Consider the following 21,046-nt stretch of genomic DNA (forward strand, 5'->3'; position numbering starts at 1 on the left):
GCAGCCACCAGCATAGCTGGTGGTTTTATTGTTTTTCTCTACGAGAAAAACTGGCTCGAAGCCATAATAAATAGGTCGGCGGGTCTTGATACCGGAAATGCGAACCAAACCAACATTTTGCGAAAAACCAGTATAAGGGAAAGTGTTAAAAATTCCTCCTAGTAAAACAGCGAAACCTTCTGCTCGATAACCGTTGCGCAGGCGTTGACTATCCAATTCTTCGCCTGTTAAATCCGAGAGAGCCAGGTAGACCCCTGTTGATTCGACCATGGACACTGTCGCAATAATACACATCATAGCAATAGAGGTGATTTCAAACTTAGGGACACCAAAGTAAAAAGGTTGCGGAATATGAATCCAAGGAGCATCTGAAACAACCGATAGGTCAACCAAACCCATAAAAACAGCGACAATCGTCCCCCCCCACCAAGCCTATTAGAACAGCGATTGACTTAAGAAAGCCCTTGGCAAATATATTGACTGCTAACACGATCACAATCGTTATCAGGGCTAAAATCATGGATTGTACTGTTGGATGTTTGGCGTTGTCGCCCATGTTCCCCATAGCTACAGGAATCAGAGTTAAGCCAATGGTTGTAATCACTGACCCCGTGACAATCGGCGGAAAAAAGTTAGCAATTTTAGAGAAAATGCCAGAAATTAAAATGACATAGATTCCTGAAACGATCAAGGCACCAAACATGTAACCCGAGCCCTGCTGGGCACCGATGATAGATAAGGGAGCTACTGACTGAAAGGCACAACCTAGAACGACCGGTAGACCGAACCCGAAATGCTTCCACAGTTGCAGCTGTAAAAAGGTCGCTATACCGCACATGAAAATATCTGTTGAGATGAGATAGGTCAACTGTTCGGCTGAGTAGTGAAGGGCTCCCGCAATCATGATTGGTACCAGAATAGAACCAGCATACATAGCTAGCAGGTGTTGCAGACCTAAAACAGCCGCTTGCGAGTGTTTTTGTTCATCCATTTTCATCTTATGCATCTGCCTCCGCAAAGACGATCTGGCCGTCCTTAAATTCTTTTATTCTTGCCAAGGAAGTTACTGATACTCCCGCTTCTTCCAGTAATTGTCTACCATCTTGGAAAGATTTCTCGATGACGATACCGATACCAGCCACGCAAGCTCCGGCCTGTCCAATGATTTCTAAGAGCCCCTTGGCTGCTTGACCATTAGCCAAAAAATCATCGACAATCAAAACCTTATCATCAGCTGATAAAAAATGACTGGCAATCGAAACCGTACTAGTGACCTGCTTAGTGAAGGAATAAACATCAGCACTCAGTATTCCTTCAGTCATGGTGATATTCTTATGCTTCTTTGCAAAGATCATAGGAACATTGAGAACCTGAGCTGTATAAACTGCTGGTGCAATACCAGAGGCTTCAATTGTGACAACTTTTGTAATGCCAGCTTCTCTATAAACATGGGAAAGGACTTGGCCAATGGCCTGCATCAGCTCAAAATCTACCTGATGGGTAAGAAAACTATCGACTTTTAAGATATCCTCACCTAAGACATTACCGTCTTTAAGAATACGATCTTCCAATAATTTCATGGCTTCTCCTTTTAAAATAAAAAGGCAGGGAGTGCCCACCTTTCACCGTATTGATAAAACAAAAAGAAAATAATCGAAATGAGATTATCAACTACCATCTTTTTGCTTATTGTTAGACATTACGGTGTCTTGTAGAAACACTGTGCCGATTCACAGCATAAATAAGCGCTTTAAACTTTGTGATTATTGTATCACACCCTTTAAGAACTGTAAATAGAGGAAGGTAAAAACGAAATCAGCACAAACCTATGATTATGATATGTAAAAGCTCCTATGAAAACTGATTTTCATAGGAGCTTTCAGAATTAGCTAACAATCAACATTGACTTGATAGCCTTGCGATCAGCCATATCTTGATAAGCTTGATTGATATCATCTAGTTTATAGGTATCTGTAAAGACGCGCCCTGGGTTGATGTCACCATCAAGAACAGCCTTAAGCAAAACTTGCTTGTCGTAGGTCGTTACAGATGCTGAACCACCGCCGATTGAAATGTTTTGAGCAAAGGTCGAACCGATAGCCCGATTATTGTAGTGAGGAACTCCAACATAACCGACACGGCCACCGTTGTGCAGAACGCCGAGAGCTTGGGAGATAGCTGCTTCACTACCGACACATTCAAGAGCAACATCGGCACCGCCACCGAGAATATCACGAACCTTGGCGATACCTTCTTCGCCCCGTTCAGCCACGACTGCTGTCGCACCGGATTTAAGTGCCATTTGTTGACGATCTTCGTGACGACTCATGAGAACGATCTGAGAAGCTCCCATCATTTTAGCCGCGATAACAGCACATTGTCCAACGGCTCCATCGCCGATAACAACAACTTTATCGCCCCGTTCAACGTTAGCCACACGCGCCGCATGATAACCCGTTGGCATAACGTCAGCTAAGGTCAAAAGAGATTTAAGCATCCCTTCGGAATAATCAGACGGTTGACCCGGTACCTTAACAAGCGCCCAATTGGCATAGTGGAAGCGTAAATACTCTGCTTGGAAACCGCCACCCCAGTTGGTTGGCGGTTGGTGATTATCACAAGTTCCATCAAAACCAGCACGGCAGGCATCACATTCGCCACAGCCGTGAGTAAAAGGAACGATAACAAAGTCGCCGGGTTTTACCGTTGTAATGTCTGGTCCTACTTCTTCAACAATTCCCAGCGCCTCATGGCCGCTGTTGATTGAATGGGCAGGTCTATCGTCTCCTTGGGCGTATGACCAGAGATCTGAACCACAAACACAAGCACGAACAATTTTGATGATAGCATCATCACCTGCTTGCAGTGTCGGCTTATCTACTTCTTCGATAATCATTGAACCGGCTTTTTCAAAAATAGCAGTTTTCATTAGTTACTACCGAGAAGGTAAGAAAGTTATATTAGAAAAACTTCCTTACCTTCCTCCTTTCCATTTTTAGTATTATGGTTATTATAGCACTTGGAGTGGACTATAAGTCAAGAAAAAACCTACAGTGAGTAAGTAACCCATTTTCATTTGTGTTACAGAATCTAGAAGACTTCCCATTTATCTCTCAGATTTAACTCTTAATCCATAGTCACAATCGGTTTGATGACACTACCATCCAACATCGCATCAATAGCCTTTTGGACATCTTGAAAAGGATATAATTTAATTAATTTATCAAACGGGAACAACCCTGCCTTGTAGTATTCTACCAACTTAGGAATGAAGAGTTGAGGAATGGAATCCCCTTCAACCAAGCCAATCAACTTTTTAGAATCCTGCATGAGCTCTTCTTGCACACTGAGCGTCAATTCGCCAGTCATACCAATAATCACCTCTGTACCAGACGGACGCAGAGCATGCAACATTTCCTTGATAATTGGTGAATAACCTGTCGTATCAATACTATAATCTACCCCTTCAGGTACGAGGGAGCGAATGGCTTCTTCGACACTAATTTCGATATTCTTGCTGTTAATGACAGCTGTAGCACCAAGTTCCTTGGCTAGTTCGAGGCGATTGGCATAAATATCAATCACAATAATATTCTGGCAGTTGCTGATTTTTGCAGCCATAACTGCTGCCAGTCCAACGCCACCAGCACCGGCAATAACGATGCTAGAAGCAAATTCTGATTTCAAATAATTCAAAACGGTACCTGCACCGGTCTGAAGGCCACAAGCCAAAGGGCCCAACAAATGCAGATCAACAACTCTTGTCAACCTTGACAACGTTATTTTCATGAGCCACGATGTATTCAGATAGGGAAGATTGACCGAAGAAACTAGATAGGTGACTACCATCTTCCAGATGATGGCGGTGGCTGCCATCATACTCATGTCCACCAAAGTTGAGTTCATTCAAATTGTAACAGAGACCTGGATGACCGGTTCGGCAATTACGGCAGTGCCCACAATAAGCAAAGCTGATAACAACATGGTCACCTGACTGCACCGTCGATATGGAACTTCCGACCTTTTCAACAATACCCGCTCCTTCATGACCGAGTGCTACTGGATAAGGCGACATTCCATAATCACGACCAGCAAGATCTGTATGACAGATACCAGAAGCAACCGTCTTGATTAAGATTTCATTGTCCTTGGGCTCATCTAAGATGACATCCTTGAGTTGGATATCTTCTCCCTGTGAGAGTACCACTACAGATTTACTACGCATAAAATTTCCTCCTTTTTTACTCTCAGTATAGCAAAAAAGGAGGAAATTGAAAACGTTTTCTGGCTTCTCACGCCAATCAAAAGTCATTCCGTATTGAGCTGACTTTTTAGTGTTTAGTGCACACTTTAAACGGTTAGTTCAATCTGATTGCCTTCTGGATCGTAAATCACTGCCTCATAGTAACCATCTCCTGTTGTACGAGGCCCATTTTGAATAGGGTAACCATTGTCTTGCATCTCATAAGCGAAGCGATCGACTTCTTCTTTGCTCCCTAAAGCAAAAGCCAAATGAGTTAGCCCAAAGCTAGCTTTATTTCCTTGGGTAATATCCGGACGATGGCAAAGTTCCACGCGAGCACCCTCAGAAAAAGTCAAGAAATAAGAAGAAAACTTAGTTTTAGGATTATGGTAAAGATTTGATGCTTGAGCCCCAAAATATTTCACATAAAAATCCCTCATGTTTTCTAAGTCCTTGGCCCAAAGACCAACGTGTTCAATTTTCATCAGTTATCTCCTTTATCATTTATTCATCAATAATGATAGCAATAAGAATCAGAAACTTCTCATATCATATTATGATTAGTAAACCTGATACTATTATCTTATATTGGCATTGCTGACATTTTTATCCTAAGATAAATCAGCCTTGCTCACCAAGACATCACCCGTCAAGACTTTTAAATTCTTTTCCACTACTAAATCGATCGTTCTAGCTATATAATCCTTGAAATGCTCAGTTTGACAATGACTATCATAGGCGGCTTGATTAGCATAAATTTCATAGAAATACCAAGAGCAAGGAATATTGATATCAGTTCCTGCAAACATTAGGAGGACACCGTCCTCAACTGCCATACTGTTTTTCATTTCGGGCAGAACAATATCGGCAAAAGACTGACTATCACTAACTAGAACGTGAGCCAGCCGGATAAATAAGTCGTTCTTTTCCACCACTCGCAAAGAACCTGCCTTTTTTAACAGAGTCTGAGGTTCCAAATTGATAATCTCTCGATTGGTCAAAGCTTTTCCTGCCAAATTGGCAAAGGCCTTGAAATGCTCGGAAGTGACATGCGCCTGATAACTTGTTTCATCCACATAAAGCTCCAAGACGACTTGCTGAGTTTTATCTCCTGCCACATGATTGCTAAACATGGCCAGCGTTCCGCTTTCGCCTGCAACAGACCTTGTCAGATTGGTAAATCCCACCTTTTCATAGTCGGCTTCATAAGCTAGATTCAAGCTTAGCTTAAATAAGCGAAAAATTGGTTGAGTCATTTTACAGTCCTCCAAATAGAGTCTTAGCATTGCCACAGAAAATCTGATTCTTTTCTTCTTGACTAAGAGGCAATGCTTGAATTGCCTCAGTAATCACATCAGTCGCTCCAACAGGTAGTATCCCCAAAGGAGCATCAGTGCCAAAGAGCACATGGTCAAGTCCAAAAAAATCCAGACAGAGCTCCAAGGCCTTGCTATTTCCCAAGAGGGCTGTGTCTACATAAAATTTTCGGAAATCAGTGGCTTGTTCCGGTGGTAAAATACGATCGATTCGTCCCGCAAAATAAGGGGCCATGGCTCCGGCGTGGTGAATGATGATTTTTAAGTCAGGGAAATTTTGAAAATAACCGACCTGAACCAATTCCAGCATAGCTTGCGTCAACTCGTACTCCCAGCTAAAAATAATATTATTGTCGGGCTTACGCTCATCAAAAACAGGATGCAGCCAGATCGGGATGTCGTACTCAGCTAATTTCTCAAAGAGGGGCCTAAAATCCGGATCAGCTACTGACTTTCCAAAGTGGCGAGTAAAGAGCTGAATGCCTAGTATTTCTTCATTGGGCAAGACAAATTCCTCAATGATACGGAGAGACTCAGGGATATTGTTGAGCGCCAACATGGCAACAGCACCCGCAAAGAGATCCCTATTTTCCTGCACTGTCGTCAGCAGTTCTTCGTTGGCTTTGTGCACTAAGAGCGCGGCCATTTTCCCAGCCAGATAATCCTCGGGATTGGTGTTGACATAACTAATAATCTGGTGCGTGTCAGCTGGCATGGTTGCACGGCGCTCATTCATATCTATCAGAACAGGATTTTGAATAAAAGGCATCTTGTTAGGTAAATCCTCATCCAACATCAGCATCTTTTCATAAAAATTCGGCAGTAAAACATGGGAAAAAACATCTATTTTATTCATGAGGCATCTCCTTACAGCTACCATCTTCATCAAAGATGATACCGTACTCCTTGTAATAAGTTTCTTTGTTGCTAATCTCGCCGGATTCGTAGAGACCAATTTTGTGGGTCAGACGATCAATGCTACGCTTTAAATTAGCTTGTTTCTCTAAGAGCAGGTCACGCTGTTCCCGTAACAGTTCCTCGCGAGCTTCCAGCGTTATTTCTCCCTGCCCAAGCAACTGACAGTAGTCAATCAAAGCTTTAATGGACACACCAGAATGACGCAGGCAGATTACCATCTCCAGCCAGTTGTTTAAATCATCGGTGAAATAACGATTGCCATTAGCCCGTCGTGGAATAGCAGGCAGCAGACCGATCCGTTCATAATAACGCAGAGTATTAGGATTGATGTGGTACTTTTCAGAGACCTGGGTAATGGTATAGGTGTTTTGCTTGGACATTCTATTCTCCTTTTTAAGAATTTAATGGTATAGCTTTATTTTACCACTGATAGCAGGCTACAAGTCAAGAAAAAATGCGAAGACGCACTAACAATTTAGATAGCTTGATGACATTAGTAGATAAAAACAAAGGGAAGCATTTGCTCCCTTCCTTTGTTTTTAAAGATTGTGCTTAGCCATGCGTTCCTTGAAAATATCATTGACAATCAAGGTTAGTGCTTCTTTGGCTTCTGGAGCTAAATCCCCTTCTTTTTCTGCTTGGGCATAAGCTTCAGGAAATTCACGTGCAATCAGCTTTCAAGCAGCCTTGGTGGCATGGCCCCGAATCAAGCGTGGAATGCGATCCATATATTCGGGTTGGACCAAGGCGATAATTTTATCATTGGTATTCATGTCAACACTCTCCTTTATCTACTGCTATTATACACTTTTTAGGATCAAAGTAAACGAGAAACTGCTGGTAAGTTGAGATAAAAGGTTTAAATAAATAAAAATCTTACAAATGAAAATATTTTATGTTAGAATACTTTTAAATAAAGTTTAAGGAGATTTTTATGAATAACAATACTGATCAACTAAAATCATTTGCTAAAATTTGTGGATATTTAGGAGTCATCGGGGGTATCATTTCCCTTGTGCTGACTATCGTTATTTTAGCAGGAGCGCGTATTTCTATTTATTTTGGGCTTTTAGGCTACCCTGTCTTCCTTTTTAGACTGGCTATGCTTGTCTTAGGAATCGTTGGAACAGTTAAATTTAACGCTGATAAAAGAGTGCCAACAGCTGCCCACATTCTTTTGACTGCAGGACTTATTGCAGGATTGATTTTTGGACCTATTGGTGATATTTGCATCATCATAGCTGGTGCTATCTACCTCAGCTCTTTGAAAAAAATTAATGACAATAACTCCAATCAACTCTTTCAGTAAAAAATGATCATCGAAAGAAACACTATCGCTGTACTGACCCCAAGAAGCTAGACAGAAAAAAAGTCTAGTTTCTTGGGGTCAGTACAATTTTAAGCTAGGTTGGGAATGCTGTGAAATATTTTGCTGGTTAAAAGACTATCTTCAATTTCTACGATGGGATGATAAGAGTCAATTTTATATGATATTTAGCTAGAGTCCTAAAAAGTCATAGCAATCCTTATAGTCAGCAATGATCAGATCGCAAGCTGTTAAATCTTGCGGAGGGTAGGATGGATTAGCATAGCCGATACAGATCATACCTGCTGCCTTAGCGGCTTGACTACCAGAGGTGGAATCTTCAAAAACGAAGCAGGCTGTCGGTGCTGCACCCAAATCTTGGGCCGCCTGCAAGAAGACGTCGGGTGCTGGTTTAGAATAGGCTACTTCTTCACCGCTAACCAGAGTTTGAAAATCTGCTAAAATTCCCAACTGTTTGAGATTGCGAATGATATCAGGTTTGGGCGAAGATGAAGCGACAGCCAGCTGATAGCCCTTGGCCCGAAGTCGCTTAACCAGATCCAAGACACCGGGGATAGGATTGACACCATCCTTCTTGACGACTTCTTCACAGCCCTGTTTAACTTCAGCAATTAAGTCTGCAAGCGGTTCTATCAGGTTGAAATCCCGCTTAATGATGGTCCACTCGGCTTCGTAGGTCATGCCGATAAATTGATCCTGATAGGATTCATTAACATCATGACCACGCTGGCGCAGCATAGCTGTCTTGACCCGAGAAAAAATATATTCGGAATCCACCAAGACTCCATCCATATCGAAAATGACAAACTTTCCCATGCGGTTCCTTTCCATTAAAACGAATTGAGACACTTACGACTGACTGGTTAAAGCAAGACAACGATGCTCTTGAAGATTGAGAGAGTGATTAACCATTATGATATTGGTACGCGCCTCATTTTGGTTACCATTAGTATATTGAGCTATTAGACCAAGGGCAGATTAACCGCTGTTTCCCCACGAACTTGCGCGATAAACAACATAAATTCACCCGACTCCATATTAATTATGCCTACAGGCCTACTTTATCACAAAAGACTTGGAATGACAAATACTCATATCAGGGTTTAAATAAAAAAGCACGATGAGAACTAGTAATAAGTTTTTAAAGTCAGCTACTGCTTCTAATCGGAGAATGCAGTAGCTATAAGTGTTTCGCCGAGATTGATAGCCAGTGTCTTGTGCGACGTTGACAGTTTATTAATAATCTCAGCGAGCACTGCTACATCTGGAATTTTAATAACCATAAATCCTAACTCCTCCCAAAGTAATGATTCCTTTTTTATCTTCTTCGAGATTTCCCGATCGGATAATCGTATAGTCTAAGCCTGATTGACAGCATCAAGATAAAAGTTTATTTTTAATACAAACACCAAAGTAATTAAAAGGCTTGCAAATGATTGCAAGCCTTTATCACTATTTGTATTTAAAGAAATTGCGCCTCCTAATTTGAGCATGCCAGATTGACTTTTAACCAGCTAAATCAGCAAGATGTCCAATAGGTTGCTGGAAAAGCTGACTTCACTCGATTTTATATCATAATATAAAATCGAGTGGTAGTTTATGTTGAGATGCTTATAACATCTAGCAAGATTGTTGTAAAAATAATGCTCTTTTGCCCTTAATCCACACTCTTCAGCGCTTCTAACATGTCAACGCTTTTGAGGCGGTGGTTCACTAACCAGCCAAGTGCAGCTAAAATTAGTACAATGGTTAGTATCGGAATAAGGTAAACATACCAAGCTAGGGTTTGATCAAAGATGATGTTATCTCCTCCCATCTCTTTAATCAAAAAACGATGCAGTCCAAAACCACTGGCTAGACCAACTAAAATACCGATAAGTGAGAGGGTTATAGTTTCGCGGTAGATATACATGGTTACTTCCTTATTGTGGAAACCCAGAACCTTTATCGTTGATAGTTCACGAATCCGCTCTGCAACATTAATGGTCGTTAAGTTATAGAGAATGACAAGAGCCATCAGGATAGACACAACAATCAAAATCATCATGACTCCGCTCAGAGAGTGAACAACTCTTTCTAGAGAAGTGATTAGAGAAATATTTTGCGAGACGCCTGTAACGCCTTTTAGAGCCAATAAATCTGTAGATAGATTCTTCACCTTGCTATTAGAACTATGCTTAACTTTTAAGAGATAGGCGTTGGTTGTAAAATCTGTTTTAAATGCTTTTTCATAGTAGTTTTGGGTCATAAAGATAAAATGGCCTGTATAGAGTTCTGCGATAGCTGAGACCTTCAGATGAATCTTATGATTGTCCTTATCCACATAATCAAAGCTATCACCTGCCTTAACGTGATAAAGCTCTGCTAATTTTTCGGAAATGATAACCCCCTTGTCCGAAAGTTTGAGCTTCTCCCCCTTAGGCGAAGACAGATTAACCATACCTGAGAAGTCCTTGCCAGGGGTTACCAAGGTGGTCACCGCTTGATCTTCGGTTACTCCCTTGATAGATTGCTCGGTCGACTCATAGTAAACACTTTGCGAATTACTGAAATCCTTGGAGTCCACGGCCTTAGTGACGGCTTCTTTATTCACAGAGGAAGCCTTAGTATCTTGGGCCACAATCATATCATAAGACAAGATGTGACCGAATTGACTATCCGCAACTCCTGAAATTGAGGACTGGATACCTAGGCCGACAAATAAAAGAGCAACTGAACCCGCTACACCAAAAATCGTCATCAGCATGCGCTCTTTGTAGCGAAAGATATTACGTACCGTGACTTTATGGGTAAAGCTAAGCCTATTCCAAAAGAAGGTTAGGCGTTCCAAAAATATTTTAGAACCTAAAACAGGTGGTTTGGGCAATAAAAGTTGAGCGGGCTTTTCTCGCAGCTCACTATAGGAAATCCACAGGGCTGGTAGAACGCTGGAAAAGATAGCTAAAATGAAGGCCAAGACGATGTAGAAAGGGTAAGCTAAAAGCTCTATTTTGTCTAATGTCAAACCACTCATAGTGATGTTACCAACTCGGTAAGGAAGATAGTAAGTTCCTGCAAGCACACCGAGAATTGTCCCCATGATTCCAGCTGCGAAACCGTAAATGACAAATTTACGAATAACATCGTAACTGGAATAACCAAGTGCCTTGAGAAGTCCAGCATTTTGTCGTTCCTCATCAACAAATCGCGTCATTGTAGTAAAGGTCACCATAGCAGCTACCAGATAGAGGATAATTGGGAAAAGATTAGCTACGACTGAAATGCCATGGATACTGTTTGAAAAGATAGTGTAGCCTTCGCCACCCGGAAGAGTTGAGCGCGTATAACTAGTATAGTTCGGCTCGATCAACTTGTCTCTTTCTTTTTTAGCAGCAGTTATTTCCTTTTCGGCCTTACTTATCTGAGCAGCCACCGCACTTCCTTGAGCTTGATAGAGTTGACCTTGTCCCACTCCTTCCAGTTGAGCCAGCTGAGCCTTGGCAGTGTCGACCTGCTTCTGAACTTGGTCGATATCTTTTTGAGCATCGGCCTTGAGACTGGCTAGTCGAGCTGCACCATTGTCTGCAAGCTTGTCATCTAGATCTTTTTGATGCTCTGCTAACTTTTTCTTGTAGTCGTTTTTAAAAGGATTGAGGCCATCAAGATCATCATAGGTGATGCGAGCGATACTATAAACGTCGCTACTAAAAGCTTTTGGAGTCACAACAGCATAACCAGATAAACTGCCATCACCGGCTGTCGAGCGTCCTAAGCTGGTCTTGGAAAGAATTTCCGATGAGTTAACAAAACCTGTAATGGTGTAGGTTTTCGCTTTTAGTGTCGATGTGTCACCAGTGTTAAAGGTAATAGTATCACCAATCTTATAATCATTGCCATAGGCATTGTTGGATAGGGCGATTTCATTGCTCTTAATTGGTAACTTTCCTTTGACCAGCTCATACCTAGAAATTTTCTGATCGTCATCATAGGAGAAGATACGGACAGCATCCGAGCTATCTTTAATCGTTACATCACTCTGATAACCGTATTCGACAGTTGTATTTTTGATGGAGGACAATTCTTTTTGGTCTTCCTTACTCAAGCCATGGTCGGCCATAACGGTCAAATCCATGGTATTATACTTGTCGAAATAGTCGCTGGCTGTCCGTTGCATGTCTGGTGTAGTTGATTTAAGCCCTACCAGGGCAAAGGACCCTAACATCATCAACAGCATAATGGAAATGAAACGTCCTTTTGATCCTGTAATGGCTTTTCTTACATCTTTCCAATAGATTTTTTTAGTAGACATAAAAGGCCTCCTAGTATTCTAGGGTTGCAATATCTTGCGGATTATCATTGGTCTTGATCGATTTCACCGTAGCATCACGCATGTGAATGACTCGGTCTGCGATCGGAGCCAGAGCTGAATTATGGGTAACGATAATTACCGTCGCCCCTTGTTCGCGAGACATATCTTGCAGAATTTGTAGCACTTGTTTACCAGTTTGATAATCAAGTGCTCCTGTCGGTTCATCGCAAAGAAGAATTTTAGGTTTCTTGGCCACAGCACGCGCGATGGAAACACGCTGTTGCTCCCCACCCGATAGTTGAGCTGGGAAGTTATTAATCCGTTTTTCAAGCCCTACCTCCTTGAGGATTTCTACCGGATCCAGAGCATCTTTAACAATTTCTGAAGCCAATTCAACATTTTCCTTGGCGGTTAGATTGGCTACTAAATTATAAAACTGGAAAACAAAACCAACATCATCGCGACGATAATTGGTCCGCTGGTGGGAATTAAATTTGGCGATATCTATGCCATCAATGATGATCTGTCCCTCATCATTGGTATCCATACCACCCAAAATATTAAGCAGAGTAGACTTACCAGCACCCGACGAACCAAGGATAATAACTAGTTCTCCTTTTTCAATTTCAAAATTAACATCTTCATTGGCCGAAATAGTGGTGTCTCCCATATGATAGCGTTTTGCAGAATGTTTAACTTCAATATATGACATAAAACTTTCTCCTTAATTGAACATATTGTTGAGTTATGATAAAAAATATTATATAATCAAGCTGTTGATTTAACAAGAACAAAAATAAATAAAGTGTTGAATTAAGGAAATTTATGGCCAAAAAAAGACAAACCGGAACTAAAAAACACATTAAAAAAGCTCTGGCCCAACTTTTGACTGAAAAAAAGTTTGAGGATATCACTATATCAGACTTAACACGAACAGCAGGTATCAATCGTGGAACCTTCTACCTTCATTATCTGGATAAACACGACATGATGAGGCAGTTACAAGAGGGGATGGAGACTGAGTTATTCAATATTCTACAGCAGGAGGATCTGATCAAATATCCAGATCTTGCTATTCAGGCGACGCTTGATTATCTTGTAAAGGATCTTGATTTTATCGCGGCTATCGCCAAAACTTCCCATATCACTTTTTCTAAAAGCATCAAAGACTTTGTCTTTCAACTAATCGCTAGTTCCCCAGACTGGAAAGACAAGATTCGGGACCATTACGACGTCCCTCAGGAGTATGCCTTAGAAGTCTATCTAGCCAGCGCAGAAAGTCTCATCACCTATTGGATTAATCAAGGCGCTAAAAAAAGTACAGCCGAGATGGCCGAGATCGTTTTGAAGGTCTTGTTTTTAAACAGAACTCAACCTGAAAAAGAGACTAAGCAAGATCATTAAAAGATATCCGAGATTTATTTTCCGGATATCTTTTTATATTTATAGCAAGCATTCTTGTGATGCTGGTTCTTTGACTTGATGCGCCGCATAGATAAAGATGCTATCAGAGCTTAACTAAACTTTGTGAACTATGGGCTTAAAGTTTGCAACCATTCCCTTATGGCATACCCTTCTTACTCAAGAAGGTATTATAATTTGTTGTCCGCCAACAGATAATCATCGATAGCTTGAGCACATCCATCGCTATCGTTATCTTTTAGGACAACATCCGCCAGAGATTTGATTTTAGTGTTGGCATTCCCCATAGCAAGGCCCAGACCGGCTTTGTGAAGCATGCTCTCGTCATTGTTAGCATCACCAACCGCGATAATTTGTGATAGAGGGATAGCAACTTCTTGGCTCAAGCAAAGCAAGCCTTGACCTTTTTCTACTCCTGCTGCAGTAAGTTCGAGGCCGCTTTCTTCGGCTTTAATCATGGTTATATTTTCCAGCGCAAGGCGATCATAGAGCTGATCACGTTTATCGGCTGTTCCTTGATAAATGTTAATCTTGTTAAAGTGCTGACGTTTAGCCTCCATAAACTCATAAATATTATCAACTAAAATAGCCGTCTGGTGGTAAAGTTGGGCGTAAATTTCCATATGGTAGTTGGCAATATCATCTAGATGAGATCTTTGCAGATAGCCTAAACCATCGCTCATGGCCACAATCATCATATTTTCTGCTTGAGCCAAGGACCGGATTCTATCTACAGTTTGAGCAGGAAGATTATCTTGAGAGAGGGGGGGACTGTGAAACAAAATTGTAAATGAAAGCACCGCTAGCCAAAATACCATAGCGAATATCTTGCAACTCCTGCTGATAAATCCTCAATTCTGACAAGGCACGTCCCGTTGAGAGGACAACTTGCTTACCTGCGTCATGAGCTCTTTCTATGGCAGCTACACTGCTCGGTGCAATTGTTTTTTGACTGGTTAAAAGGGTCCCATCCATATCAAAGGCAATCAGTTGATACATTATTCTACCTCTTTTCTTATTGTCAGTTTCATTATAGCATAAACCTAATATCTAGGAATTGATTCTCAGGCAGTTATTATTTTCCGCTGTTTTTTCATGAATGTTGCTTAATCTTATCATTGACCCGCAGTACCATAGAGAAGTTACTTGGCTTCTCCTGAGATATTAATATCAGTTCTGTCTTGTCTTCTTTACGTCCTGATACTGCTGCCCTTTGTATTAGTTTTTTTAGCTTTCCCCACTTTTTTTCTGCCCAGTTGATTAGGCTAGCCGCTATCACTTGCCTAGCAAGGGATAAGAACTGCCAATCAATCTCTGTGATCTGGTAGAGCTAGAGCAAAACAAAAAAGGCAGGACTTTTGTCCCGGCCTTCTAAATCCTTGTAATAGTTATTTCTCCAACTTCTTGGAATCTACTATTTCAACTTCTTAATATTATAAGGCGCCAACAACCTTGTGGGGCAGATATTTCTCATCCAGGTAAGCCATATCATCATCGGTCAGAGTGACATCAAAGGCTCCCATGAAGTCATCCAGGTATTTCTCCTTGGTGACACCGATGATAGGTGAATGAATACCTTTTTGCCAGAGCCAAGCCAAGGCAACTTGCGAGCGGCTAATGCTATATTTGTCCGCTACTTCTGCAACACGTTTAACAATGACCATGTCTTGCTCTTCGGTACTATCGTATTTGCTTTTAGCCGTTTCATCCGTCTTGCTGCGAGCTGTATCAGCATCCCAATCGCGTACCACTCGTCCGGAAGCTAATGGGCTATAAGGAGCCAGACCCACGCCGGTTTCCTTGCAAAAAGGCAGCATTTCGCGTTCTTCTTCACGATAAAGTAGGTTGTAGTGATTCTGCATGACTGAGAACTTGGTCCAGCCATTCTTTTCTGCTACATACTGCGCTTTTTGGAACTGCCAAGTATACATGGCTGACGCTCCCAGATAACGTACCTTGCCACTACGAACAAGATCATTGAGAGCTGACATAGTTTCCTCAATCGGAGTATCATAGTCCCAACGGTGGATATAGAGAATATCAATGTAGTCCGTTCCCAAACGCTTTAAACTAGCCTCGACTTGATGAAAAATCGCCTTGCGTGATAGTCCATGATTGTTGGGTTTCTTTTGACCATTTGCTAAATCACTAAAATAGCATTTGGTCGCAAGGACGACATCTTCGCGACTGACAAAGTCTCTCAAGGCGCGACCTAAATACTCTTCACTGCTACCAGCAGCATAGACATTTGCCGTATCAAAGAAATTGATACCCAAATCAAGACCCTTCTTAATAATCACCCTGCTATCCTCTTCATTTAAGAGCCAACCAGAATGAAAACCGCGACTTCTATCACCGAAACTCATGCAACCAAGACAGAGTTTGGAAACCTCTAAACCAGTTGCGCCCAATTTTACATATTCCATAGAAAAAACCTCCATTCCCTCATATTTTACTACTTAAAGTCCACTACAAGTCAAGTATTTGAGTTATTTATTAGGATAAAAATATAGCTCCAAGATAACTAACCAATCGATCCTTCCATTTCAAAGGAAATTAAACGGTTCAATTCAACGGCATATTCCATAGGCAATTCCTTGGCGAAAGGCTCAATAAAGCCCATAACAATCTTTTCTGTAGCTTCACTCTCAGTCAGGCCGCGGCTCATCAGATAAAAGAGTTGATCTTCAGAAATTTTGGACACCTTAGCTTCATGTTCCAAAGAAACAGATGAATTGTGAATTTCATTGAAGGGAATAGTATCCGAGGCAGACAGGTCATCCATAAGAATGGTATCGCATTCGATATGGCTAAGAGATTTTTGAGAATTTTCCTTAAAGGTCACTTGACCGCGATAATCGACCTTGCCGCCTCCCTTGGCTAGAGATTTGGAAATAATAGAGGACTTGGTATAGGGAGCATTGTGAATCATCTTAGCCCCTGTATCTTGATCTTGACCAGCATTGGCAAAGGCTATTGTCAGCATGGTCCCAGTCGCTCCCTGACCATCAAGATAGATAGCTGGATATTTCATGGTGGTCTTAGACCCTAGATTACCATCAATCCACTCAACAGTGGCATTTTTCTTGGCCGTAGCCCGCTTGGTAACGAGATTATAGACATTGTCTGACCAATTCTGAATAGTTGTATAACGGATATGGGCACCTTCTAAAGCAAAGACCTCAACAACTGCGGCATGGAGGCTGTTGGTGGTGTAAGCCGGTGCCGTACAGCCCTCAACATAGTGCATGCTAGCGCCTTCATCTACGATAATCAGGGTACGCTCAAATTGTCCAGTATTTTCATTATTGATTCGCAGATAAAGTTGGAGAGGAATTTCAACGTGGACACCTTTGGGAATATAGATGAAAGTGCCACCTGACCAGACAGCTGAGTTAAGAGCTGCTAGCTTGTTGTCTCTTGGCGGAACTAGCTTACCAAAATACTGACGAAAAAGATCAGTATATTCTTGTAAAGCAGAATCAATATCTGTAAAGATAATTCCTTCCTTCTCAAATTCTTCCTTCATATTGTGATAGACTCGTACTGGGCTACTGTTCCCGCCAGATAGGCCTGTTCGGCTTTCGGAACCCCCAACCGCTCAAAGGTTTCCTTGACCTTATCGGGAACATCAGCCCAATCCCGAACAGGCGCTTCGGACATCTTTTGATAGTAGAGAATATCGTCAAACTTCACCCCCGACAAATCAGGTCCCCAAGATGGCAGAGGCATATCCAAAAAAGCCTTCAGGGCTTCAAGGCGAAAGTTGAGCATCCACTCAGGCTCATTCTTTTGGGCTGAAATCTGTCTGACTACCGATTCGTTCAAGCCCTTCCCTGTTGAAAACACAGGGTCTATATCAACATGAAAATCATAAGTTTGCTCTTCCTCTTGCAGTGTATCTATAGCGCTATCAGTCATTGCTAGCCCACCTTTCTTGGTTTATATTATAATACTTATCAGATAAAAAATATAGTTTCCAATCGCGAATAAGTAAAATTCCTCTGATATGATTTCGGACAAATTCCTTGCAAATAGCGCGCCAGTTTCTTATACTGGATAAGAATTTAATAAAGAAAGGGCAGTCATGTCAATCTACACTACTATTCTATCCATTTTAGTGGCTTTGGAATTTTTCTATATCATGTACTTAGAAACCTTAGCAACCACTTCGGCTAACACGTCACGTGTCTTTGGAATCAGTCAAGAAGAATTGCGCCAGCCAGCACTCAATACGCTTTTTAAAAATCAAGGTGTTTACAACGGTTTGATTGGTTTGGGGATCCTTTACGGTCTGGCCTTTAATAACAGTTTGATTCTGCCAATTATGATCTACATTGTACTAGTAGCTGCTTACGGAGCAGCCACTTCCAATCCCAAAATCCTTTTGACACAAGGGGGCTTGGCTATTTTAACCATCGCCTCTGCTTTCTTTTTAAAATAGAACTGCAAAAACGCACTAGAACTTAATCTCGTGCGTTTTTCTATGTTTTGGGGAAAATAACGGTAAATGTAATAGTATCATCTTTGTATGTAGTCAGAATGTGTCCTTTGAAAAGTTTAACAGCATTTTCAGCCATCGATAGACCAATACCAAACCCTGATTTCATCTTGTTATTGTGCGATTCTTCTTCCCGATAGAAACGCTCGAAAAACTTACTGTAATCAGTATTTTTACCTTCTTTGTAGGTATTGGAAATTTGCAGACGGGCACGTTTGCGTGTACGTCCGAATTGGGAAAGTTTAACCGTAACTTGCCCTTCTGGATCGCAATATTTATTCGCATTATCGACTAAAATTGTCACCAATTCAAAAAGAGATTTTTCTTCGCCGCGAATATGGATGTCTGGAGCAATCTCCATAACGAAGCGTTTCCCATCACGCAGAACAGGTCCCTTAAAGTCCTCTGCTGCATCGCGAGTAACATCTGAAAAGTCAATATCGGATAAAACAATGTCAGGCTGTTCTTCTAAGCGTGCCATGGCTACCATTGAATTAATGAGGTTGGTCAGACGGGTCACCTGATCCTTGGTGGAGACGGACCATTCTGTCTGACCAGTCATCAATTCTTGCAGCTCTGTATTCGCCTGAATAATGGCCAAGGGGGTTTTGAGTTCGTGCCCTGCATTAGTGACAAAGCGCCTCTGTTTCTCCATATTTGTGATGAAAGGACGGATAATTCGTCCTGAAAAAAGGGAGAAGATGATTAGAAAGAGAATAAAACTTACAGCAGACATAAAATAGGTCCACTGTGCCAGTCGTTTAGCTGACGCATAGAACTGGCTAATGTCCAAGATCACAACCAGAGTCTGATTGTTTTTCAACCGTGTCTTACGGTAGGAATATTGAGTCTTGCCAATTGTCAGTCTGCCATCAGGTGCCAGGGAATCTAGGCTTTCATCCAGAATATCGTTGATATCATCTTCATTGATGGCCTGAATATTTTTGGTAGATGCCGACACTAATTCACCATTATTATCAAGAAGGATGCTGAAATATCGATACTGGTAAAGAGCATCTGGCGAAGTGACACCTAAACGATTGGAAGTCGTGCTGTTGTAGGGTAGCTCCCCGTCATTAGCAGATAGGAGCTGAAGAGCGCTATTAATCTGTTGGCGTGTCATAAAATAATAGGTTGAACTGAGGACGCTGGCAAAGAGAAAAAGAACCGCACATAGAGCTGCAGCAGCTATTAGAATAATGCGAATACGTAACCGTCTAAACATGACTGTCTCCTCCTATTGCTGCCAGCTTAAAAGGACCTGCTTCTTCTCCTGTAATCTCTAAATCAGCCTTGATAGCCTTGAGCTTTTGTCGCAGATAGGAGATATACACATAAACATAGTCCTGAGTAACTTCCTCGTCGTCATCTCTGCCCCAGACCTGCTGGAAAATTTCTTTAATGGATAGGGATTTGTCGGTATTGAGCATCAGAAATTCCATCAGTTGACTTTCCTTGCTAGATAGGCGGATAGAATTCCCAGCAGTCAATTCCTGTTCGGCAATATTGAGACTGACAGTGCCTGCGGTTAAAATTTTAGGCGTGAACGTGTCCAATCGGCGCTCCATGGAACGCAAGCGTGCCAGAAGTTCCTTGAGCGAAATGGGCTTAGTCAAGTATTCATCGGCACCGCTATCCAAGCCTGTCACGCGGTCATTGATTTCTGCCATAGCAGTCAACATGATGATATGGGACTTATTGCCAGATTCGCGAATTTCTTTCAAGGCTTCAAGACCGGTTTTAACTGGCATCATGATATCTAAAATGATAACATGATAGACGCTTTCAAGGGCTAGATCGAGAGCTTCTTGACCATTAAAAGCCTGATCAACTTCATAACCTTGATGTTCCAAAGCTGCTTTATAAACGCGGGATAGTTGCTCTTCGTCTTCTGCTAGTAAAATTTTCATTAGTCCTTGCCCTCCTCAATGAGATTGCGAATAGTCTGCATGGTCAAATCGCAGGAAGCCAATTCATCGGCGCAGCGCTTAAGCTCTCTGGTAATCATTTCCTGATTTTTAATATTGTGTTTGTATTTCATCTGGTGTTCCAAGCTGGCCCAAGAATCTTGAGCGATGGTTCGCAGCTGAACTTCGACAAAGTAGGAGCCTTGATCATGGCCCAAAACATCAGGATAGGCTGTCGCAACTTCTAAAATCAAATGATAGGAACGATAGCCGTTAGCTTTGGTATTAGTAATGTAGTCCTTTTCGTTAAAAATACTGACATTGGGAATAGCTTTAATAACGTCAACCGTCTTGTAAATATCATCCACAAAGCCACAGACAATCCGGATGCCGATGCTATCGCGGATATCACGCAAGGCTGACTGACTAGTCTGGGGAAGACCCTTGCGCTGGCACTTTTCCATCATGGAATGCTCAGATTTGATCCGTGAGTTCAGGTGCTCATAAAGTTTGAAGCCCGTTTCTATCTTGCAAACTTCATTGGCTTCGATGATATGGTCTGTCAATTCCTGCAAAATTAGGGGCAGATATTGGGCATAGTCCCCGTAAATTTTTGTTTCCATTTTCTATCCTTAAAAAATAATAGTTTTATTATAGCAAAAATTCCTAAGAAGAGCTCAAAACGACCCTAACCAAATGCATCAGTTATACACCCTAAGCAAATCATCATAGTCAGAAGCATGGTTTTTAATCGTATTTTTAATGGCCTTTGAAAACTTTCCCTTAATATCTTTATCCAACTCAGAAGCGATTGTTTCTAATGATTGCTTCGTCTCCTGCGACGAATCTGAAATATCCTGATCGCGATCTCTTTTTATCGACTTTTTCTTAGATTTCTTAAAAGGAATCATCGCCAAAATAATCCCTTTTTCAACTTCTTTTTCCAAATCTTCCATATACCCTGTAGCGACCGCTACTCCAATAGCCTCATCTAATAATTCTATCATAAATGAATCAACTCCTTTTTTGATTATTTTCCTTGATCTAATAGTTCTAAATCAATACGGCGGCGCTCCCCATAAGCTGCCTCTAGCTTATCCTCTGCTTCTCCATGAACCTTTCTA

General features: G+C 41.6%; 21 protein-coding genes, 3 pseudogenes and 1 riboswitch. Of the genes and pseudogenes, 3 read left to right on the forward strand and 21 right to left on the reverse strand.

The window, feature by feature from the left end; all coding sequences use genetic code 11:
* The 10 genes and pseudogenes from ACFOSE_RS07100 to ACFOSE_RS07145 form a co-directional block, all read right to left on the reverse strand.
* Positions 1-997, reverse strand: a pseudogene (locus tag ACFOSE_RS07100) (nucleobase:cation symporter-2 family protein); the annotation flags it as partial.
* A gap of 1 nt (position 998) precedes the next feature.
* Entirely contained in the window at positions 999-1,580 is a 582-nt protein-coding gene (locus ACFOSE_RS07105) for a xanthine phosphoribosyltransferase (protein ID WP_380432002.1), read from the reverse strand.
* 89 nt (positions 1,581-1,669) lie between these two features.
* Positions 1,670-1,765, reverse strand: a riboswitch (purine riboswitch).
* 120 nt (positions 1,766-1,885) lie between these two features.
* Positions 1,886-2,929 carry a zinc-binding dehydrogenase gene (locus tag ACFOSE_RS07110; protein ID WP_380432004.1) on the reverse strand — a complete coding sequence of 348 codons (1,044 nt, stop codon included), beginning with the start codon at positions 2,927-2,929 and terminating at the stop codon, positions 1,886-1,888.
* 197 nt (positions 2,930-3,126) lie between these two features.
* On the reverse strand, positions 3,127-3,777 hold the full coding sequence (locus ACFOSE_RS07115) for a zinc-binding dehydrogenase (RefSeq protein ID WP_380432006.1): 651 nt from the start codon (positions 3,775-3,777) through the stop codon (positions 3,127-3,129).
* Positions 3,752-4,225, reverse strand: coding sequence for an alcohol dehydrogenase catalytic domain-containing protein (locus tag ACFOSE_RS07120; RefSeq protein ID WP_380432007.1), 474 nt, complete (start codon positions 4,223-4,225; stop codon positions 3,752-3,754). Before ACFOSE_RS07120 ends, ACFOSE_RS07115 begins: the two co-directional genes overlap by 26 nt.
* A 125-nt stretch (positions 4,226-4,350) precedes the next feature.
* The gene (locus ACFOSE_RS07125; RefSeq protein WP_380432009.1) at positions 4,351-4,728 is read right to left on the reverse strand and encodes a VOC family protein; all 378 of its coding nucleotides are present in this window, start codon (positions 4,726-4,728) and stop codon (positions 4,351-4,353) included.
* A gap of 126 nt (positions 4,729-4,854) precedes the next feature.
* Complete coding sequence (locus tag ACFOSE_RS07130; RefSeq protein WP_380432010.1) at positions 4,855-5,499, reverse strand: putative quinol monooxygenase; 645 nt, start codon at positions 5,497-5,499, stop codon at positions 4,855-4,857.
* A 1-nt stretch (position 5,500) separates the two neighbouring features.
* Positions 5,501-6,415: an amidohydrolase family protein gene (locus ACFOSE_RS07135; protein WP_380432012.1), complete on the reverse strand. Its 915-nt coding sequence runs from the start codon at positions 6,413-6,415 to the stop codon at positions 5,501-5,503.
* Positions 6,408-6,857, reverse strand: coding sequence for a MerR family transcriptional regulator (locus ACFOSE_RS07140; RefSeq protein WP_380432014.1), 450 nt, complete (start codon positions 6,855-6,857; stop codon positions 6,408-6,410). Before ACFOSE_RS07140 ends, ACFOSE_RS07135 begins: the two co-directional genes overlap by 8 nt.
* Positions 6,858-7,016: 159 nt before the next feature.
* A pseudogene (locus tag ACFOSE_RS07145) lies at positions 7,017-7,250 on the reverse strand (hypothetical protein).
* A gap of 161 nt (positions 7,251-7,411) precedes the next feature.
* On the opposite strand from ACFOSE_RS07145, the gene ACFOSE_RS07150 reads away from it, so the two are divergent.
* Positions 7,412-7,786: a hypothetical protein gene (locus ACFOSE_RS07150; RefSeq protein WP_380432016.1), complete on the forward strand. Its 375-nt coding sequence runs from the start codon at positions 7,412-7,414 to the stop codon at positions 7,784-7,786.
* 189 nt (positions 7,787-7,975) lie between these two features.
* Here the strand turns inward: ACFOSE_RS07150 and ACFOSE_RS07155 are convergent, their stop codons facing one another.
* From ACFOSE_RS07155 to ACFOSE_RS07165, 3 genes are all read right to left on the reverse strand, one after another.
* Positions 7,976-8,620, reverse strand: coding sequence for an HAD family hydrolase (locus ACFOSE_RS07155; protein ID WP_380432017.1), 645 nt, complete (start codon positions 8,618-8,620; stop codon positions 7,976-7,978).
* 841 nt (positions 8,621-9,461) lie between these two features.
* On the reverse strand, positions 9,462-12,092 hold the full coding sequence (locus ACFOSE_RS07160) for an FtsX-like permease family protein (RefSeq protein WP_380432018.1): 2,631 nt from the start codon (positions 12,090-12,092) through the stop codon (positions 9,462-9,464).
* Between the two features lie 10 nt (positions 12,093-12,102).
* Entirely contained in the window at positions 12,103-12,804 is a 702-nt protein-coding gene (locus ACFOSE_RS07165; RefSeq protein WP_380432019.1) for an ABC transporter ATP-binding protein, read from the reverse strand.
* A 113-nt stretch (positions 12,805-12,917) separates the two neighbouring features.
* On the opposite strand from ACFOSE_RS07165, the gene ACFOSE_RS07170 reads away from it, so the two are divergent.
* On the forward strand, positions 12,918-13,496 hold the full coding sequence (locus tag ACFOSE_RS07170; protein ID WP_380432021.1) for a TetR/AcrR family transcriptional regulator: 579 nt from the start codon (positions 12,918-12,920) through the stop codon (positions 13,494-13,496).
* A 188-nt stretch (positions 13,497-13,684) separates the two neighbouring features.
* Here the strand turns inward: ACFOSE_RS07170 and ACFOSE_RS07175 are convergent, their stop codons facing one another.
* The 4 genes and pseudogenes from ACFOSE_RS07175 to sufB form a co-directional block, all read right to left on the reverse strand.
* Positions 13,685-14,230: an HAD hydrolase family protein gene (locus ACFOSE_RS07175; RefSeq protein WP_380432023.1), complete on the reverse strand. Its 546-nt coding sequence runs from the start codon at positions 14,228-14,230 to the stop codon at positions 13,685-13,687.
* Positions 14,231-14,264: 34 nt separating this feature from the next.
* Positions 14,265-14,513 carry an HAD hydrolase family protein gene (locus ACFOSE_RS07180; protein ID WP_380432025.1) on the reverse strand — a complete coding sequence of 83 codons (249 nt, stop codon included), beginning with the start codon at positions 14,511-14,513 and terminating at the stop codon, positions 14,265-14,267.
* A gap of 434 nt (positions 14,514-14,947) precedes the next feature.
* Positions 14,948-15,940 (reverse strand): aldo/keto reductase, encoded by a 993-nt coding sequence (locus ACFOSE_RS07185; RefSeq protein WP_380432026.1) that lies wholly within the window; start codon positions 15,938-15,940, stop codon positions 14,948-14,950.
* A 98-nt stretch (positions 15,941-16,038) separates the two neighbouring features.
* Positions 16,039-17,435: pseudogene (gene sufB, locus ACFOSE_RS07190) on the reverse strand (Fe-S cluster assembly protein SufB).
* Between the two features lie 166 nt (positions 17,436-17,601).
* Here sufB and ACFOSE_RS07195 point away from each other — a divergent pair.
* Positions 17,602-17,958, forward strand: a complete 357-nt coding sequence (locus ACFOSE_RS07195) for a DUF1304 domain-containing protein (protein WP_380432027.1) — start codon at positions 17,602-17,604, stop codon at positions 17,956-17,958.
* 40 nt (positions 17,959-17,998) lie between these two features.
* Here the strand turns inward: ACFOSE_RS07195 and ACFOSE_RS07200 are convergent, their stop codons facing one another.
* From ACFOSE_RS07200 to ACFOSE_RS07215, 4 genes are all read right to left on the reverse strand, one after another.
* Positions 17,999-19,240: a sensor histidine kinase gene (locus ACFOSE_RS07200; protein WP_380432029.1), complete on the reverse strand. Its 1,242-nt coding sequence runs from the start codon at positions 19,238-19,240 to the stop codon at positions 17,999-18,001.
* Positions 19,233-19,925: a response regulator transcription factor gene (locus tag ACFOSE_RS07205; RefSeq protein WP_380432030.1), complete on the reverse strand. Its 693-nt coding sequence runs from the start codon at positions 19,923-19,925 to the stop codon at positions 19,233-19,235. Before ACFOSE_RS07205 ends, ACFOSE_RS07200 begins: the two co-directional genes overlap by 8 nt.
* Entirely contained in the window at positions 19,925-20,545 is a 621-nt protein-coding gene (locus tag ACFOSE_RS07210; protein WP_380432032.1) for a GTP pyrophosphokinase, read from the reverse strand. Before ACFOSE_RS07210 ends, ACFOSE_RS07205 begins: the two co-directional genes overlap by 1 nt.
* 78 nt (positions 20,546-20,623) lie before the next feature.
* Positions 20,624-20,929, reverse strand: coding sequence for a hypothetical protein (locus ACFOSE_RS07215; RefSeq protein ID WP_380432034.1), 306 nt, complete (start codon positions 20,927-20,929; stop codon positions 20,624-20,626).
* Between the last annotated feature and the right edge of the window lie 117 nt (positions 20,930-21,046).

Origin of the sequence: Streptococcus dentapri, from assembly GCF_042649885.1 — a bacterium.
GTDB classification, from domain to species: Bacteria; Bacillota; Bacilli; order Lactobacillales; family Streptococcaceae; genus Streptococcus; species Streptococcus dentapri.

What these genes read in the sequence shown, in the direction of transcription:
- ACFOSE_RS07105 (WP_380432002.1), bottom strand. Translation starts at nt 1,580, where the DNA reads ATGAAATTATTGGAAGATCGTATTCTTAAAGACGGTAATGTCTTAGGT.
- ACFOSE_RS07110 (WP_380432004.1), bottom strand. Translation starts at nt 2,929, where the DNA reads ATGAAAACTGCTATTTTTGAAAAAGCCGGTTCAATGATTATCGAAGAA.
- ACFOSE_RS07120 (WP_380432007.1), bottom strand. Translation starts at nt 4,225, where the DNA reads ATGCGTAGTAAATCTGTAGTGGTACTCTCACAGGGAGAAGATATCCAA.
- ACFOSE_RS07125 (WP_380432009.1), bottom strand. Translation starts at nt 4,728, where the DNA reads ATGAAAATTGAACACGTTGGTCTTTGGGCCAAGGACTTAGAAAACATG.
- ACFOSE_RS07130 (WP_380432010.1), bottom strand. Translation starts at nt 5,499, where the DNA reads ATGACTCAACCAATTTTTCGCTTATTTAAGCTAAGCTTGAATCTAGCT.
- ACFOSE_RS07135 (WP_380432012.1), bottom strand. Translation starts at nt 6,415, where the DNA reads ATGAATAAAATAGATGTTTTTTCCCATGTTTTACTGCCGAATTTTTAT.
- ACFOSE_RS07140 (WP_380432014.1), bottom strand. Translation starts at nt 6,857, where the DNA reads ATGTCCAAGCAAAACACCTATACCATTACCCAGGTCTCTGAAAAGTAC.
- ACFOSE_RS07150 (WP_380432016.1), top strand. Translation starts at nt 7,412, where the DNA reads ATGAATAACAATACTGATCAACTAAAATCATTTGCTAAAATTTGTGGA.
- ACFOSE_RS07155 (WP_380432017.1), bottom strand. Translation starts at nt 8,620, where the DNA reads ATGGGAAAGTTTGTCATTTTCGATATGGATGGAGTCTTGGTGGATTCC.
- ACFOSE_RS07160 (WP_380432018.1), bottom strand. Translation starts at nt 12,092, where the DNA reads ATGTCTACTAAAAAAATCTATTGGAAAGATGTAAGAAAAGCCATTACA.
- ACFOSE_RS07165 (WP_380432019.1), bottom strand. Translation starts at nt 12,804, where the DNA reads ATGTCATATATTGAAGTTAAACATTCTGCAAAACGCTATCATATGGGA.
- ACFOSE_RS07170 (WP_380432021.1), top strand. Translation starts at nt 12,918, where the DNA reads ATGGCCAAAAAAAGACAAACCGGAACTAAAAAACACATTAAAAAAGCT.
- ACFOSE_RS07180 (WP_380432025.1), bottom strand. Translation starts at nt 14,513, where the DNA reads ATGTATCAACTGATTGCCTTTGATATGGATGGGACCCTTTTAACCAGT.
- ACFOSE_RS07185 (WP_380432026.1), bottom strand. Translation starts at nt 15,940, where the DNA reads ATGGAATATGTAAAATTGGGCGCAACTGGTTTAGAGGTTTCCAAACTC.
- ACFOSE_RS07195 (WP_380432027.1), top strand. Translation starts at nt 17,602, where the DNA reads ATGTCAATCTACACTACTATTCTATCCATTTTAGTGGCTTTGGAATTT.
- ACFOSE_RS07200 (WP_380432029.1), bottom strand. Translation starts at nt 19,240, where the DNA reads ATGTTTAGACGGTTACGTATTCGCATTATTCTAATAGCTGCTGCAGCT.
- ACFOSE_RS07205 (WP_380432030.1), bottom strand. Translation starts at nt 19,925, where the DNA reads ATGAAAATTTTACTAGCAGAAGACGAAGAGCAACTATCCCGCGTTTAT.
- ACFOSE_RS07210 (WP_380432032.1), bottom strand. Translation starts at nt 20,545, where the DNA reads ATGGAAACAAAAATTTACGGGGACTATGCCCAATATCTGCCCCTAATT.
- ACFOSE_RS07215 (WP_380432034.1), bottom strand. Translation starts at nt 20,929, where the DNA reads ATGATAGAATTATTAGATGAGGCTATTGGAGTAGCGGTCGCTACAGGG.